The following is a 16,127-nucleotide window of genomic DNA, read 5'->3' as shown; positions in this document are numbered from 1 at the left end:
TCACCAATTATTTCTAAAGTAGGTTGTGCGGAAACCCGAAATCACTCCTGTAGCTTGCGCCTCGAGGCAAGGGCTGCTTTTTCTGAAATGTTACTATCAGGAGGGATCTCGATGGATGCCAGGGAAATCAACAAGGCGATGGCTGCTCACGGCGTATGGAAGGTAAGACTCCGGGAGGCGATCGAAAGCGGCCACAGTGAGTATCAGCCGCAGACCGTGGCCCGGGACCGGGAGTGCGAGTTCGGCAAATGGCTGCACAGCATCCCGGTAACCGAGCGGCCGGCGGAGTTCTGGGACAGGATCCGGGAACTGCACACCATCTTCCACCAGGAAGCCGGGAAGATCCTCGCCCTCGCGCTCGACGGCGAACAGGAGGAGGCGCTCACCCTGGTCGGCGACCTGCGCGGCCGGTTCGTCACCACCTCCATCGAACTCACCAACGCGCTGCAGGCCTGGAAACAGGTTTCTCACTGAGCTGCCCCATGTGACCAGCTCCGCCGGCGCTGCAGCCTTCCGGGCGTGCCGGCCGGAGCAAACTCAGCGGCCGCCAGCTGCGCCCCCGGTCTGGTAGCCGGTCATCTCCAGGTACCCGCTGCCACGCTCGACACCCCCCGCCCCCTTAACCGCCACCGCACCTTCCCAGTAGCGGAAGCTGGTCAGCAGCTCCTGATCCGCCAGCCACGGCACCACCTGAACATCGATCCCCTCTCCCGGAACCCTTAAACGCCAGCCGGCAGGGTAGCGTGCCGCGCCGTGCGGGCTGCTCCACCAGCCGTTCGGCACCAGCCGCACCTGGTCCCGGCTCAGCCGCGTAGCGCTGCCGTCCGCGGCCACCAGGGTCCCGGCACTGAACGGGTCTGCGGAGCCGTCTTTCTTGCGCAACTGGTAGTACATGAGATCGCGCCCGTCGTCCAGGTGCAGGGCGAACCAGTCCCAGCCCGCCTGGTCGCCGGAGAGCGCACTGGTGCTCCACTCCCGGTCAAGCCAACTGGTCCCGGTCACCTGGTAGCGCTCGCCCCCCACGCTGAGCGTCCCGCGGGTGTCAAGGCGCGGGATCGAGTAGTAATACGAGGCGTTCCCCGGCTCCGGCCCCTTACGACTCAGGCCCCGCTCGCCATTGAGCACGACCGGTTTCGCGCTGGCCAGTTCGAGGTCGAGCGCGCCGCTGCCGTCGGCTGCCCGAAGCCTCAGGCTCCAGGGTGTCACCCCGGTCTCCCGGGCCGACCAGTCTTCCAAGGAAACCTGGAAGGGGACCGCCTCGGCGCCGGCCAGCCCGAGGGCGGCACGGCTGAAACGCTCGGCTGAGTAAAAATGCCGCCCCGCTACGTCGGTGAGGGCGAAGTGCGCCATGAAGGCCTGGTTGGTCGCCCAGCGGGAGGTACGCGGGGGCTCTTGCGGTGCCAGCGCCATCCGGAAGAAGGTAAGCTGGTAGCCGAAACGCCGGCCGGTCTTGTCGGCCAGGGTTCCCGTGAAGTACCACCACTCGGTCTTGTACTCCGGGTGCGGACCGTGGTCCGCGGGGAACCGGAACGGGCGCGGCACGACCGCCCGTGCGAACCCCGCCTGCGGCACCCCGCCCAGCGCCTGGCTCACGCTCATGCCGCCCGCGGCGGGAGCAGGTTCGAAGCGGTGCCTGAGCGTCCAGAGCGCGCCCGCCACCAGCACGACAACGACTATGACCGTCACCAATCGCCGCATGTCACTCCTCCTCCTTGAGCGCGAGCGCCGGGCTCAGGCGCGCGATCTTAAGCGACGGGTAGATGCCGGCTAAAAGTGCCGCCCCCAGCGACAGGAGCACGGCCTGGACCAGGAGCTTCGGGTCGAGGTACGGATCCATGGTCCAGCCGAAGGAGCGCAGGTTCACCACGAAGATGAGCACCAGGGCCTGCAGGATCCCCAGGGGGAGCGACAAGAGCCCCGCAGCGAGGCCGATCAGGAGGGTCTCTCCGGTGACCACGCCCCAGACCTGGCCGGGGGTGAGCCCCAGCGCCCGCAGCACGGCCAGCTCGCGCGCCCTTTCCACCTGCATCGCCATGAGCGCGGAGAGGATGCCGACGAAGGCGACGATCATGGTGAGGATGCGCAGCACCCCCGTGATGGCGAAGGTCCGGTCGAAGATGGCGACGGTACTTTGGCGCAGCTCGGCGTTCGATACCAGGCGCACCCGCTCGTTCCCCACCCGGGTGCGGATCTCCTGTGCCAGGCGCTCCCGGGTCGTCCCCGGTGTGGCGTAAAAGCCCATGCCGTCCACCCCGGGATCCTCCCAGAAACGCAGGTAGCCGGGGCGGCTCATCATGACGATCCCCTGGTCGGAGCCGTAGTCGTAGAAGACCCCCGCCACGGGGAAACTGAGCGGACCGGTGCGGGTGGGGAGCGTGACGCGGTCCCCCCGGTGCAGCCGATGGCGGTAGGCATAGGGCTCGGAGATGAGCAGCGCGTCGCCCCGGCTGAAGCTATCCCAGGCCGCCTGCGGGCTCCCCTCCTTGAAGCGGTAGCTTACAAAGGTGCTCTTCGGGACCTGGGCCGCGAAGAGCTCCACCGGCCCCTGGGGGGTGGTCAGGGTAACGCGCCGGGTCACGCTGGTCAGGGCACCGGGGATCCGGCTTAAGCGCTCCACCAGTGCGGGGGGGAGCGGCGGCCGGCGTCGCGCGTCCGCCTCGACGGCGCTGGTCAGGTAGAGGTCGGCCCGAAGCCAGCTCTCCAGCCAGCTGGTGACGGTGAGCCGGAAGCTCCCCACCATGATGCCGACCCCGATGGTCGCCGAGACCGCCACCACGAGGGCCGCGGCCGCCACCCCGGTGCGCGAGAGCGAGACCAGGACCCCGCGTGCCGCCATACGGCCGATCATCCCGAAGAGCCCACCCAGCACCGGGCGCAGCGCACGCGCCAATAGCACCACCCCCGCCGGCACCAGGAGTGCGTACCCCACGATGAGGGCGAACAGCCCGGCAAAGCTCCCGGCAATCCCCCAGGCCTCCACGCTCAAAAGCAGCACACCGACCAGCAGCACCAGGGTGCCGGAAATGAGCGCATAGGGCATCAGCCTGCGGCTGCGCGCTTCCAGGAAGGAGCGCCCCAAGACCGCCCGCGGCGGAGCGCCGGTCGCCTCGAGGGCGGGGGGGAGCGCCGCGGCCAGGGTAGCGAGTACACCGAGGAGCGCCCCCTTCACCAGGGTCTGCGACATGACCGGGACGCTGCGCACCTCCACCACGAAGTAGAGGTCGTTGATGGTGCGGGTAACCAGCCGGGTGAGTTCCTGCCCCAGGAGGCTCCCCAAGGCGAGTCCCGCCAGCGTCCCGGCGAGCCCCACCAGGAGCGCCTCGCATAAAAGCTGCACCAGCACCTCGCGCCGGGTCACTCCGAGGGCGCGCAGCAGGCCGATCAGCCGGCGCCGCCTGATCACCGAGAAGACCATGGTGTTGTAGATGAGGAACATGCCGACGACGAGGGCCAAAAGGCTTAGGGCGGTGAGGTTGAGTCGGAAGGCGCGGGTCATCTGCTCCAGCGACCCGGCACGGGCCCCCGCCGGGAGCAGGGTCGCCTCCGGCGGCAGCAGGGAGCGCAGTTCCTTGAGCAGACGCGCTCCCGCGGCGCCCTCGGGAATCACCAGGTCGATCCGGGACAGGCGTCCCAGCCGACCGGTAAGCTCCTGCGCTGAGGCGACATCGGTCACCAGGAGCGACTCGAGCCCCAGCCGCGTGGTCGGGTCCGGGGCCTCGAGAAGCCCGGCGAGGAGCACCTCGGGGGTCGTGCCGGACAGCTGGATGCGGAAGCGGTCGCCGATCTTGAGTCCCAGCTGCCCGGCGGTGCCGGACGCCAAGAGGACACTCCCCGGCCGGGTGAGCAGGGTGGCCAGGACGTCGCCGTTTGCGAAGCGGGAACTGAAACTGCGCAGCGGCGGCTCGGCGAAGGGGTCGAGGCCGACCAGCTGAAGCGTGGTACCGGAGCGGCCGGCGACCCGCACATCGGCACTCACTACCGGCGCACAGCCCCGGAAGTGGTGCCCGACGCGGATCTGCCGGTAGAGTTCCTCGGGAAGCCCGGTAGGCCCCCCCACGATCTGGTGCGTCGCCCGCCCCGCCACCGTCTCCGCGGCGATCTTGAAGGCGCGCTGTGCCGTCTCGTTGGCGAGATCCACCGCGGTCACCACGGCGACCCCCAAGGCGACGCCGAGCACGGTCAGCACCGCTTGCCAGGGGTGGCGCACCAGGTTGCGCAATCCGGCCCGGATCAGGATCATACCAGCGCCCCCGGGGCAAGCGTGGTTTCCTCGAGGTGGCCGTCCCTGATGCGGCAGAGCCTGTCGGCCAGGCGCGCCACTTCGCTCGAGTGGGTCACCAGCACCAGGGTGCAGGCGGTGGGACGCAATAGCCGCTCGAAGAGCTCGAGCACCTCGCGCCCGGTATCGGCGTCGAGGTTCCCGGTCGGCTCGTCGGCCAGCAACAACAGCGGCCGGTGGACGAGGGCCCGGGCGATGGCAACCCGCTGCTGCTCCCCTCCCGAGAGCCGGTCCGGATAGCTCTGTGCCCGATCGGCAAGCCCCACCTGCTCCAAAAGGGCGAGCCCCTCGGCGCGCCGCTGCCGGGTCAGCTCCCCCAAAAGCTCCAGCGGCAGGAGCAGGTTCTCCGCCACGGTGAGGGTCGGGATCAGGTTATAGGACTGGAAGATGAAGCCGATCTTCTCCCGGCGAAACAGGGTGCGCTCCCGCTCGGAGAGGCGGTTTATCGGCCGCCCCTCGATGAGGATCTCGCCGTGCTCCGGCAGGTCGATACCGCTCACCAGGTTGAGCAGGGTGGACTTACCCGAGCCGCTTTTGCCCAGGAGAAAGAGCCACTCGCCGCGGGAGATCTCCAGGGTGGCATCCTTCAGTACCAGGCGTTCCCGCTCCCCTTCGGAATAATTCTTAGAGACACCGCGCAATTGAACCAGTGCTTCCTGGACCATCGAATCTCCCCTTGGTGCTGTTTCTTGAAGCCGTGCCGATAGCGAGCAGCCTCATGCTGCTTCACTGCGCCCGCCGGCCCGTGAGCTTCACGTCGTTCCCTGAAAGGACCGACAAATCATACCACAGCTCATCGGCGCGGTTTTGTTTCTCTGCAGAACGGTTCACGAGGGAAATCGGCTGCCCCCCATCAATCGCCGTCTGCGACCTGGTACCGCAGCCCCCCCGCCGGCGACGCGGGTTCTCCCTTACCTCAGGCAAGCCGCCTGACCACCCGTTGTCCAGGGTTTGCACAAGTGGCACCCGCCGCGCACCTCCCCTCCCTTCCAGGCGCTCGAAATCCCACAAAAAATTCCCGCACCGGATTTGGCACGGAGAAAGCATTAGCTAAAATTAATCCACTGTACACAGGAGGAGCTCGATATGACCTGGAAAACCATCTGCGCCGGGAGGAGCGCCGCAGCACTTGCCGTGCTGTGGGCCTTGGGAGCGACCCCCGGCGCTGCCCTGAACCTCCCGAAGACCGGGCAAAACCTCTGCTACAACACCGCGGGAAGCGTGATCCCCTGTACGGGAACCGGCCAGGACGGCGAGTTGCAGGCGGGGGTCGCCTGGCCCGCACCCCGCTTTACCGACAACCTGAACGGTACCATCTCCGACAACCTGACCGGGCTCATCTGGCTCAAGGACGCCGACTGCGCGGAGCTGCAACCTGCCGCCGGCCTCACCTGGAGTGCGGCTCTAAGCTCCGTCAGCACCCTGGCTAGCGGGCGCTGCGGCCTGAGCGACACCTCGGCCGCGGGGGAGTGGCGGATGCCGAACGTCAACGAGCTGGAGAGTCTCATCGACCTTTCCCAGTACTACCACCCGCTTCCCCTGGGGCACCCGTTTCTCAACGTACAGTGGGGTTACTGGACCTCGACCACCCTGGCCGCCTTCCCCGGCAATGCCGAGTGGGTCGCTTTCGATAACGGCGGGGCTCGCGGCGACGTGAAGACCAACCTGAGCTACCTCTGGCCGGTGCGCGGCAACACCACGAGCATCGCCCGGACCGGTCAGACTTCCTGCTGGGACGCCGGCGGCCTCGCCATCCCCTGCGCCGGCACCGGCCAGGACGGCGACAAGCGCGTCGGCATGGCCTGGCCGGTGCCGCGTTTCGTCGATACCGGGATAGGCACCCTCGCCGACCGGCTCACCGGGCTCGTCTGGGTGAAAAACGCCGACTGTTTCGGCAACACCACCTCACAGGATGCCGCGCTCGGCTACGTGAAGACGGTGGCAAACGGGGTCTGCGGGGTGCAGGACGGCTCACAGCGCGGCGACTGGCGCCTCCCCAACCGCAAGGAGCTGCGCAGCCTGCTCAACTACTCGCAGGCCGACGGCGGGGTCTGGTTCACCAGCCAGGGGTTCGTCAACGCCTACAACGCCTACTACTGGAGTTCCGACTCCTATCCCAACGTAGTCGACCTGAACTGGCTCCCCACCGGCGCCGATCCGAACCTGGGGGACAAGTGGATGGTCCGCTCCCTGGGGGGAACCGTGCTCTCCAGCTGGGTCACCGTCCTCACTCCACCGGAGATCAAGCACGTGATCCCGCTGCGCGACAAGCTGAAGCCGGTCCTCACCTGGCCCGCTCCCGCCCCGATCGCCGCCGGCACCGCACTGGGTCCGGCGCAGTTGAACGCCTCGTCCAGCGTCCCGGGGAACTTCAGCTACGCGCCCCCCTCCGGGAGCATCCTGTCCACCGGGATCGGCCAGCAGCTCAGCGTCACCTTCACCCCCAGCGACCAGGACAACTACAGTGTCGCCACCAAGAGCGTCCCCCTTACCGTGACCGGCGGCATCACCATCACCCTGAGCGGCCTCACGGCAAGCTACGACGGCACCCCCAAGTCGGTAGGCACCAGCACCGTGCCTCCCGGCAAGCCGGTGCAGATCACCTACAACGGCAGCAGCAGCGCGCCCCGCAACGCCGGCAGTTACCAGGTCTTGGCCACGGGCAGCGATCCGGCCTATCCCGGGGTCGCAAGCGGACAACTGGTGATCGCGCCGGCCCCGCTCACCGTGACCGCCCTCCCCCAGAGCAAGGGGTTCGGCAGCCTCGATCCCCTGCTGACCTACCAGTACTCGGGACTGGCCCCCACGGACAGCGCGGCGGTGTTCGGCGGCGTGCTCAGCCGGGGTGGCGGCGAGGCGCCGGGAAGCTACGGCATCACCCAGGGGAGCCTTTCCGCCGGAGGCAACTACCTGATCAGCTTCGTCGGGGCCCTCTTTACCATCGACCCGGTCTTCAACGTGACGCCGCTCCCCGGACTCGGGGGGAGCCTGGTTCCCGCCACGGTCCAGAGCGTCCGGCTCAACGGCACGGCAAGTTTCAGCGTCATCCCGGCCACCGGCTACCGGACCCTCACGGCCGGCGGTTGCGGCGGCAGCCTCGCCGGAGACCGCCTCACCACCGGCACGGTGAGCGCCGACTGCAGCGTCACGGCAAGCTTCGGGCTCATCGGAGATCTGAACGGCGACGGGAAGGTCGAACTCACCGACGCCGTGCGCGCGCTGATGATCGCGGTCGGCGCAGCCATCCCGTCGGCCGAGGAAACCGTGCGTGGCGACGTAGGACCGTTGGTCAACGGACAGCCGCACCAGGATGGCAAGATCGACATCTCTGATGCCCTGCTGATCCTCAAGAAGTCGGTCGGGATGCCCATCTGGTAAGGCCCGCCGGAAAGGAGACAGACCATGAAAAATATCACGCTGCTTATTGCCAGCCTGTTGATCCTCGTGGTATGCGCCAGCTGCGGCGGGGGTGGCGGCAGCCCCGGTGCGGACCCGCAACCCGCGCCAAGCGTCAACTCCGGCCCCACCTCGAAAAGCTACCTGCTTTCCCTGCAGGGGAGCGTGGAGTCCGGGCAGGCAACCGGGCTGCAGTTCGAGGTGACGCTCCCCGCAGGGGTGGAACTGGCCCTGGACAGCCAGGACCAGACCGTGCTCCCGGCAAGCCTCGCGCTCTCCGCCAGTGCAGCCTCCGGGGCACTCATGCAGGGGCGGGTAGCCTCTGGTGTCCTCACCGTGGCGCTGGTCAGCGTCTCGGGGCTCGCCAAGGGGCCCTTCGCCAGCATTTCGGCAACCATCCCGGCAGGGGCGAGCGCACCGTCCGCCTCGGCCTTCCGCGTAGCTAACCTCCAGGCGATCGACAGTAACGGCAACCCGTTGTCCGGGGTATCGGTCGCCGTGGTGGATCCCCCCTGACACCCCCTTTGCCAGACGCAGAAAAGCCCGCGCATCCCAAGGAAACGCGGGCTTTTTTTGTGCGTGCCGCTCGCTTCGTGCAGTCGGACAGCGGCTAGACCAGGCGCTTTGCCCCGATGAACCGCTCACGATAGTAGGTGCTGTTCAGATCCGAGACGGTCACCTCCCCCTTCCCGGAAGAGGCATGGATCATCTTGCCCTCACCCAGGTAAATACCGACGTGGGAGGGATAGGACGCGTAGGTGTGAAAAAAGACCAGGTCCCCCTTCTTGAGCTCGCCGGGTGCCACGTCGCTGCCGAGCTGGATCTGCTCGCGCGCGGTGCGGGGCAGCTCGATCTGGTGCTCGCGGAACACCTGCTGGACGAAGCTCGAGCAGTCGATGCCGGCAGCGCTCTCGCCGCCGAAGCGGTAGGGGATGCCGAGGTAGCGCTCGGCGGTACCTTCGATGGCCGCGGCAACACCCGGGCTGGCGGCACTGCCGGCCACCTGGCCCGTAGCGGGAGTGCCCGCCCCGCCGGGCTGTTGCGGGGCACCCGCCAAGGGTGCGCGGAACGGCTGTCCCGGCAGGGAGACCTCGGCACCGGTCCAGGCTGCTGCGGAGGCGAAGAGTTCTGCCAGTGCCGGTACGGCGCCGGTCGGCGCGTTTTCGGGCTCGGCCGAACCGGAGAGCGCCAGCGAGCGCTGCATCATCTCGATCCGGAACAGATCGGCGGCCGCCTGATGCCTGGCGGGCAACGCCTGCGCTGCATCCTGGTGCAGCGAACTGAGCAGCGTGTCGAAGGAAGCGGCAGTTTCCTTAGGTTTCCTGGTGGTCCCGGGCTCGGGGACCGTGTTCGACAGTAACGGGAACTGCAGGGAAGAAATCGCCATCGGTGGTTCCTTGGTATCGCCTGGGTTCGCGCTCCGGAAAGCGCGACGGGGCAGGCACTTTTGACGCAACGTCAATTACTTGGCAGAAAAACGGCAGGGTTCAAGGGCGCGAACCCGCAGGGAGCGGGCCCCGGGGCGCGGATAGGCCCGCTAGCCAACCGACGGTGCAAAGGGCCGGCCAACGAGAAAGAAGGAGGCAAAAAAAGGGTCCTTCGGGATGTTCAAGGAAACGGGCTAGTCGCCGAAGCCGTCGCTTTCGGAGGGGCCCGCGGATTCTCGGGAGGTCTTGGTGACCGTGCCGCGGTACAGGACATACTGCCGCTGGCAGGAGCAGGAGTAGACCAGGCGCACACTCCAGTGCTCCTGGACATAGTGCGGGTACTCGTTGCGCATGCCGCACTCGCAGGTGAAACCCTTGTCGTCAACCTCGATAGTTGCCATCGCAATCCCCTTGGCATCGATTAGTCTCGGAGGCCAACCTTGTCGCGCAACGGGCCCCAGCCCTCTCCCCCTGGCCGGAGTCCACGTCAATGAGTACCAACTAAGGTTGACAGGATACCGTATACGATTCTATGCAGCTCCTACCATAAGTCAACCGCATTGGGCTCTATCCGGTCGAAAAAAGAACGAGTACGGCTAGAGCTTGGTAAGGCTGCGGGAACCAACTCTGAAACGGCAACGCCTCTCTCACTGGAGCAGCCGGTGAGTTCCCCCTTTAACAGTGCTCCAGTTTTTTTTAGAGAACCGTTGCGGAACGAGCGCTTTTGGTGTACATCATGACGGTCATGCTTGGATTCCGAACGGTCATCCGCACAAGAAGGCTCGCTGCCTGGTACGTCATACCGCTTTGCCTGTTCCTGCTCTTTTTGGGACTCAGGCTTCCCACTGTCAGCAACAAAGCTGCCTCACCCAAGCCATCACCGCGCGCTGTCATCGAAACGGCCAGCGAGTCCAGTAAGTCCACCTGGGCCAAGCTGGTGATGCCGCTGGAACCCTGTGACGTCCTCACGGAGTTGCCAGCGCCGGTTTTCTACGCCCTCCTGTTCCTTTCCACGGAGTACCGGTTCCGGTGCGCCGTAGCTCCCCAGGTCAGCGCACGTGCTCCTCCGGTCAGGCCGTAGCCAGCAGCATCCCCCGCAGTCCCCCGTCCCTGCGACTGGGGGAGAGCCACGTCCCAACACCACACTGACCTCAAGGAGAGCACCATGACGTTCACCAAATCCGTTCTTTTAGGCCTGGCAGCCACCGCCCTTTGCGCCGGCTGCGCCAAGCAGGAAGTCGTAAAACACGACCAGATGATCCCGACCACCCCGGCGGCTACCCAGCCGGCCAGCACCCCGAAGTCGGCAGCCCCGGCACCCGTTGCGAAGGCGCCGGCGGAAGAGCGCCTGCCGGACACCTCGATCAAAGAAGCACAGCCCACCCCGGCCAAGGCCGCCGAGCTGAAAAACGACCAGGGGACTGTACAGAACCTTTTGGAAAAGGTCTTCTTCGACTTCGACTCCTCCGCGCTTTCCACGGCAGCACGCACCAGCCTCGCCAAGAACGCCGAGGTTCTCAAGAAGAGCAACCTGAAGATCCGCATCGAGGGTAACTGCGACGAACTCGGCTCCGACGATTACAACCTCTCGCTGGGCGAAAGCCGCGCCGCCAGTGCGCTGAAGTACCTGAAGGCACTGGGGGTCCCGGCAGAACGGATGTCGATTATCAGCTACGGCAAGGAAAAACCTGCGGTTGGCGGCCACGACGATGCGGCCCGGGCCCAGAACCGCCGCGACGAGTTCGTGGTCGTCTCCAAGTAGTATCCCTCAGCAGTAGCAGGTATCCACATGAGGCGCCCGAGCCAGACCGGCCCGGGCGCCTTCGTGTTTTCACCGGTCCACGCAGCGCTCCCCTTTCCGGGTTCCTCCTCACCCTCTCCTCGCAACTTCAGCCACTTTGCCGTGCCTCGGCTCCACCTCTCGGGTATTTCGCCCTTGCCATTTTACGCCATTTTGCTATAGTTCCCTCGCCAATTAAAGAGACTCGCGCACGAGCCTCATTGGCCTACAACCGATAAACGACAATACTAAACCATCCGCGAGGGTGGGGCGGAAAGCCCACAGGGTCTCATGCAGACAGCCGGGTTGCCGAAATATCGCATTTTCGGCAACCCGTTTTTTTTTACCGGGTACCGGCCCTGGCAGAGGAGATGCTCCTCGAGGAGGGGGTATGCTGGCCCTGGACAGCAGTATTGGTTGTATCGAAGCAATCGGGACCGACGTGCTCGACCTGTTCAGCGCGGCACCGGTGGTCCTGGAGCGGCGCACCGGCAAGGGACGGGTCGCCCACGAGGCCTACATCTGTGCGGTGCGCAGGCAGGCCGGGGTCAAGGTCTACGTCGGGCTGGTGGCAGCCGACAAGAAGGTTTTTGTCTATAGCAGCACCGGCGACCCGGAACCGGAAAACGAGTACCACCGCACGCTCGACGAGGCGCTCGAGTTCGCCAAGGGTCTGGGGTTTTGCCCGGAGCGGGTGAACCTGAACTACAGCCCGGCCATGCGCGAGGTGGTGCTACGGAACATCAAGATCCTGCGCCCCCCGGGGAGCAAAGTGCAGGCGCTCTTGCGCCACGGCACGGCAGACGCCCCGACACCCCGCCATGCCGCAAAAAGTACTCCCGCCGATACTACCGGGACGGACGCCGAACTGGGCGAACTGCCCCTGTCGTTTGATGATCCTGCTCCGGACCACGAGCCCCCCCTCGTCGCGCCGTTACCGGTCCCCGTCCCCGTCCCCGTCGCAGTTGCGGCCCCCGTCTCCCCCGAACCTGCCCGACTTGCCAGCGCCCCCCCACCCGAACCGGCCCGGCTTGCCAGCACACCCCCACCCGAACCGGCACCGGAAGTGGCAGATACCCTGGAAGCCGAGCTGGCACAGGTCACGGACCAGCACCAGGAATTCCGGCGCCAGACGGCACAAGAACGTGCGCTCCTCCAGGAGCGTTTGCAAAGGGCCGAGGAGGAGCGGGACCAAGGGGCGCGCGAGCTCGCCCAGCTGAAACGGCAGATGAGCGAGACGTCGCGGGCCGCCGCCAAGCGTTCGTCCAATGAACAGGCGGAACTGCGGACCCAGAGCGAGACCCTCGGCAAGGTCGCAGCGCAGCTTGCCGAACTGACGAGCGCTCACGAAGCGATGGGTGCACGTCACACCCGGCTCGAGGCGGAATTTATGGAGCAGTCCAACCGGCTCGTCACAGCACAGCAGGAACTTGCCAAGCGCCGCCAGGAGCAGGAAGCGCTCTGCCGCAAGCTGGAGGAGAGCGAGGCCAGCTGCCGGGAACAGGCGGGGCGGCTTGCCGTCGCGGAGGAAGAGGCGACCCGGCAGGCGCGGCTGCAGGGCAAGGCCGCCAAGGACCTGCACAAGCTGGAGAAGAAACGCGAAAAAGCTACCGGCGAAGCCCAGGTGCTGCGGGCGGAGGTCGACCGGTTGACGGAGGCTCGTGACCTGGCGGTCGCGGCGCATCAGGAGCTCCTCGAAGAATGCGACCGACTGCGGCAGAGCCTGGAAACCGCACAGCAGCACGGCGCGGAGCAGCTCGCCGAGACAGTGCGAGCCGGAGCTCTCGAGAAACGGGTCGAGAAGCTTTTGGCGGAGCGCCAGCAGCAGGCGACGGAACTCGCGAACCTGGAAGCCGCACTCGACCTGGCAATGAGCGAGCGTTCTCATTATGAACAGGAGAACCGTGCCCTCATGCGGGAACTGGCGGCCTTGAACGCGCAGCTTTTGGTAACCGAGAGCGCACCGCCGGCCCTCCCCGCGGCGCCTGTCCAGCAACGTAGCAGCCTACCGGCAGACCCTGTGGAAGTGTCCCAAGAGGCTCGGGAGGAGGAGTTGCCCCAACTCGACGCCTGGCAGGAGGACGAGGTACCCGAGGCCTGTCAGTTCCCCGAGTTTCCCACTCCCTCCCCGGCATGGGAAGCCCCGGCCGGAGCCGAAGCTCACGAAGACCAGGCCCCCCTTTCGCACCGGCATACCAGCGTGGCTGCCGACTGGTACCAGTGGAGCGGGGGTGGCGCGCCGAGCGTCCAGCTCGCTTCGTCCGACGACGACTTCTTCCCGGCAGACGACGCCGCCACGGATGGGTGCGGGCTCTTCCTGCTCGCGCCCGGTGCGGACTCCCTCACCTGCCGTTCCCCCGAGGGGGTGGTCCAGTTCCACCGCTCGGTAAACGTGGCAAGCCTCTCGCCGGAGGGGAAGGCGCCGGTGGTCTGCCAGGGGTACATCCTCGCCCTGGCTCTGGAAAAGCGGTTCCAGGTGGCCGTGGCGCTCCATGCCACGCAGGGGGGCCGCAACTGGCTCTACCTTCCCGAACGGCAGCCGGAGCGTCCGGAGGAACTCCCCCAGGCCCTCGACGCAGCCCTGGCCTTTGCCGAAAGCGTCGGGTTACTGATGGAGCAGGTTCCGGTGCAGGACCGCGCGGCAGCGCTGGCCCGCTGCCCGGTGCTCGCTTGCGCCGGGAAAGGGACCTGACCGAAGCGGGATGAGGAAACGGGAATTTCTACCGGAGGGAAAAACAAAAGCGGCCGGGAGTCTGGCCGCTTTGCCGCGCACGGCTCAGTGTCCGTCGCGTTTGAACATGAAATCGCTCCACCTGTCGCCTGGGCGGATCAGCGGTAACTGCGCCTTGCGGATCGGGTCCTTGCCGATCTGCACCCAGCCGTCCGACCTCAGGAAGGCGACGATCTTTTTTTCGCGAATCAGGTACTCCAGCATGTAGGCGGGAACGTCCCGTTCTTCGCCGTTGGTAAAGATAACCGACATAGCCTGCTCCACGTTCTGGCGTTCTAACTCCCACACACCTCCCGCCGCACTATTCCGGAAAACACTACAGTTCCTTCCCCTCTCATTGTAGCCCAGCAGCTTGCGCCCGCTCAACCCCGAACTGCCCGTGCACCGGTTCGTCCAGCGCCCGTATTCCAGCTCGCCCCTCACACCTCGCCGCGGCAGCGCCGGCACCACGAAAAGAGCCCCGCCTGACAGCAGGCGGGGCTCGGGTACAGCGACCCTTCGCAACGTTTAGGGGCGTTCGCGCTGCGGCGGCGTCCAGGCTCCGGTGGTACGGTCGAAGCCGATCAGGTAGGTCATGCTCGGCGTGGTGGTGCCGTAGAGCGGACCGTCGGTGTTGGTGACGAAGGCACGCACGTCTTTGACGAACCTGCCGAACACGCGGTTGGTCGTGGCGTCACCCTGCTGGGACACCGCCTGCGCAGTGGCGCCGGCCGACTGGTTCATCAGGCCGTCATCCAGGAAGTCGATCGAGTCGTAGATGAGACGGCGGGTGAGGGTCCGGGCGTGCAGGAACGCCGAGTTCTCCTTGTAGTTCAGGATGATGTTGAACATGGCCCCCTTGAGCTTGTACACCTGCAGGTTGGTGAGCCCCGGGTTCGCGGTGAGGTAGGTGGGCCAGTTGGCGCTCGTTATCGGGGTACCGGCGGTCACTCCCGTGAGCCCCGCGGAGCGACCGGTAGCGGTGAAGACATAAGAGACGTCCTGCGGGGTCTCCAGGGCCTCGTCGTCGGTCAGGTTGATGCTGATCCCGTAGTTGGCCTCGAGCAGCCTGACCGCCAGGGCCAGGGCGTCGAACATCTGGTCGCGGTTCTCGCGCACGAAGAGGTCCATGAAGTTCGTGGCGTTGAGCGGCGTACCGCGCTCCGAGGTGTGGCAGTTGATGCAGACCTGGTTGTAGCTGTTCTGGGCGAAGGTGGTGTTCTCGAAGGTCAGCGTGTGCCCGGCGGTCATGTGGCAGACCACGCAGGGACCGTTGGCATCCAGGCGTCCCGGTGTGAAATTGGCGCTGAAACCGTTAATCGCCGGGGTACCCAGCCTGCGGTGGGTGCTGGTGACCCCGCCGGTGATGTCCTCGTTGGTGATCAGGCTCTGGCCGTAGGTGCTGGCGGTGATGGCGCCGTACCCGGTGGTCCCCGTGGTTGCCGTAACAGCCGGCAGGACTGCGCCCTGCGAGGTGAAGTTGATGAAGCCGATCTTGCCGTACATGGTCGCCGACGCCGGGAAGTAGTGCGAATCAAACGGAGCGGTGGTCGGGCTGGTCAGCAAGATGGCTGCTCCCGCCCGGGCCCCGGTGCGACCGGCATGGCACGGCACGCAGAGCTGGCTGTCGCCGATGTTGGAAGCGGTGGTGGTGTTGGTGCTTCCCGGGATCCGCTTGCTGACGTTCGCAAAGCGCACGTACGGGGTGGAATAGACCTGGAAGGCGACCCGGGTGTCGCTGGAGAGCCGGCGCCAGCTGTAGTCGGTGTGGCAGGCGTTGCAGCTGATCACCTCTTTTGCCGAACTGTAGGCCCCCAAAAGCGCCGGGGTGATCACCCGCTGGGCGCCGACAGTCATGTAGTAGCGGAATCCGGTCGCGGTGTGGCAGCGGTTGCAGGCGCCGCCGGAGAACTTCATGAACGGTTCTTCGTCGAAGGCCTCGGAGGTGGTGTCACCGTGGCCCGACTGGGCCCACTGGCGGTTCACCGGTAGAAGCGTCGTCACGTCGTGCGGGTTGTGGCAGCCGTTGCAGCTGGACCAGCTGGTGGCGGTCTCGGTCCCCTGGTTCGCGATGGTGTTCACCGGGTTGATCAGGGTGAGGTTCAGGCTCGAGAGCGGGAAGCCGAGGAACGAGGCGGAACGGTTCGCGAAATGCTGCCGCTGGGTGCTCATGGTGACCGTCATGGTGTGGCACTGTGCGGTGCAGACCGAGTCGTTGGGCAGCGGCGGGATCGCCCCGTTTTGCGGGTGCCCGAACTGGGTCGCGTGGTGGCAGTCGTCGCAGCCGGCGCCGCCGGCGGCCGAGGCGTGGGCCGAACGGAGCCAGTCGGTGGCGACCGAGGCGCCGGTCACCCGCGAGGTGGTACCGCTGTGGCAGCCCAGGCAGGACTGCGAGGCCTGGACCTGCGTCGGGGTGGATCCTTCGCGCTTGTCACTGCCGCAGCCCGAAAGGAAGGCGACGAGCGCTACGCACATAAGGGGTGCCAAAAGTCTCAGTTGTTTCATGCGATGAGTCCTCCTTTGTTCCTAGCGATT

13 protein-coding genes and 1 riboswitch are annotated in these 16,127 nt (G+C 66.4%); of the genes, 6 read left to right on the top strand and 7 right to left on the bottom strand.

Annotated elements, in window-relative coordinates; translation table 11 throughout:
* The first annotated feature begins 111 nt into the window (after positions 1-111).
* Positions 112-474, top strand: a complete 363-nt coding sequence (locus H7688_RS15795; RefSeq protein ID WP_183362140.1) for a CZB domain-containing protein — start codon at positions 112-114, stop codon at positions 472-474.
* A gap of 63 nt (positions 475-537) precedes the next feature.
* On the opposite strand, the gene H7688_RS15790 is transcribed toward H7688_RS15795, so the two are convergent.
* The 3 genes from H7688_RS15790 to H7688_RS15780 are packed head-to-tail and all read right to left on the bottom strand — an operon-like array spanning position 538 to position 4,944.
* Positions 538-1,698, bottom strand: a complete 1,161-nt coding sequence (locus H7688_RS15790) for a lipocalin-like domain-containing protein (RefSeq protein WP_183362139.1) — start codon at positions 1,696-1,698, stop codon at positions 538-540.
* A 1-nt stretch (position 1,699) separates the two neighbouring features.
* A complete protein-coding gene (locus H7688_RS15785; RefSeq protein ID WP_183362138.1) occupies positions 1,700-4,240 on the bottom strand; it encodes an ABC transporter permease in 2,541 nt (846 codons plus the stop codon).
* Positions 4,237-4,944, bottom strand: coding sequence for an ABC transporter ATP-binding protein (locus tag H7688_RS15780; protein WP_183362137.1), 708 nt, complete (start codon positions 4,942-4,944; stop codon positions 4,237-4,239). Before H7688_RS15780 ends, H7688_RS15785 begins: the two co-directional genes overlap by 4 nt.
* 421 nt (positions 4,945-5,365) lie before the next feature.
* On the opposite strand from H7688_RS15780, the gene H7688_RS15775 reads away from it, so the two are divergent.
* Entirely contained in the window at positions 5,366-7,657 is a 2,292-nt protein-coding gene (locus H7688_RS15775) for an Lcl domain-containing protein (RefSeq protein WP_183362136.1), read from the top strand.
* A gap of 24 nt (positions 7,658-7,681) precedes the next feature.
* Positions 7,682-8,191 (top strand): hypothetical protein, encoded by a 510-nt coding sequence (locus H7688_RS15770; protein WP_183362135.1) that lies wholly within the window; start codon positions 7,682-7,684, stop codon positions 8,189-8,191.
* A 94-nt stretch (positions 8,192-8,285) separates the two neighbouring features.
* Here the strand turns inward: H7688_RS15770 and H7688_RS15765 are convergent, their stop codons facing one another.
* Both H7688_RS15765 and H7688_RS15760 read right to left on the bottom strand, forming a co-directional pair.
* Entirely contained in the window at positions 8,286-9,062 is a 777-nt protein-coding gene (locus tag H7688_RS15765; protein WP_183362134.1) for a C40 family peptidase, read from the bottom strand.
* A gap of 234 nt (positions 9,063-9,296) precedes the next feature.
* Positions 9,297-9,503 (bottom strand): hypothetical protein, encoded by a 207-nt coding sequence (locus H7688_RS15760; protein WP_183362133.1) that lies wholly within the window; start codon positions 9,501-9,503, stop codon positions 9,297-9,299.
* Positions 9,504-9,847: 344 nt separating this feature from the next.
* Between H7688_RS15760 and H7688_RS15755 the strand changes: the two genes are divergently transcribed.
* The 3 genes from H7688_RS15755 (at position 9,848) to H7688_RS15745 (ending at position 13,574) form a co-directional block, all read left to right on the top strand.
* The gene (locus tag H7688_RS15755; RefSeq protein ID WP_183362132.1) at positions 9,848-10,183 is read left to right on the top strand and encodes a hypothetical protein; all 336 of its coding nucleotides are present in this window, start codon (positions 9,848-9,850) and stop codon (positions 10,181-10,183) included.
* 84 nt (positions 10,184-10,267) lie between these two features.
* The gene (locus H7688_RS15750; protein ID WP_183362131.1) at positions 10,268-10,864 is read left to right on the top strand and encodes an OmpA family protein; all 597 of its coding nucleotides are present in this window, start codon (positions 10,268-10,270) and stop codon (positions 10,862-10,864) included.
* A 255-nt stretch (positions 10,865-11,119) separates the two neighbouring features.
* Positions 11,120-11,196: riboswitch (cyclic di-GMP riboswitch) on the top strand.
* 77 nt (positions 11,197-11,273) lie between these two features.
* A complete protein-coding gene (locus H7688_RS15745; protein ID WP_183362130.1) occupies positions 11,274-13,574 on the top strand; it encodes a coiled-coil domain-containing protein in 2,301 nt (766 codons plus the stop codon).
* Positions 13,575-13,658: 84 nt separating this feature from the next.
* Here the strand turns inward: H7688_RS15745 and H7688_RS15740 are convergent, their stop codons facing one another.
* Both H7688_RS15740 and H7688_RS15735 read right to left on the bottom strand, forming a co-directional pair.
* The gene (locus tag H7688_RS15740) at positions 13,659-13,865 is read right to left on the bottom strand and encodes a GSU3473 family protein (protein ID WP_183362129.1); all 207 of its coding nucleotides are present in this window, start codon (positions 13,863-13,865) and stop codon (positions 13,659-13,661) included.
* A gap of 255 nt (positions 13,866-14,120) precedes the next feature.
* Positions 14,121-16,097, bottom strand: coding sequence for a hypothetical protein (locus H7688_RS15735; RefSeq protein WP_183362128.1), 1,977 nt, complete (start codon positions 16,095-16,097; stop codon positions 14,121-14,123).
* Positions 16,098-16,127: the final 30 nt, after the last annotated feature.

Origin of the sequence: Geomonas limicola, from assembly GCF_014193675.1 — a bacterium.
GTDB classification, from domain to species: domain Bacteria; phylum Desulfobacterota; class Desulfuromonadia; order Geobacterales; family Geobacteraceae; genus Geomonas; species Geomonas limicola.
The sequence above is the reverse complement of the archived record's forward strand: the minus strand, read 5'-3'. Positions and strand labels throughout refer to the sequence as shown.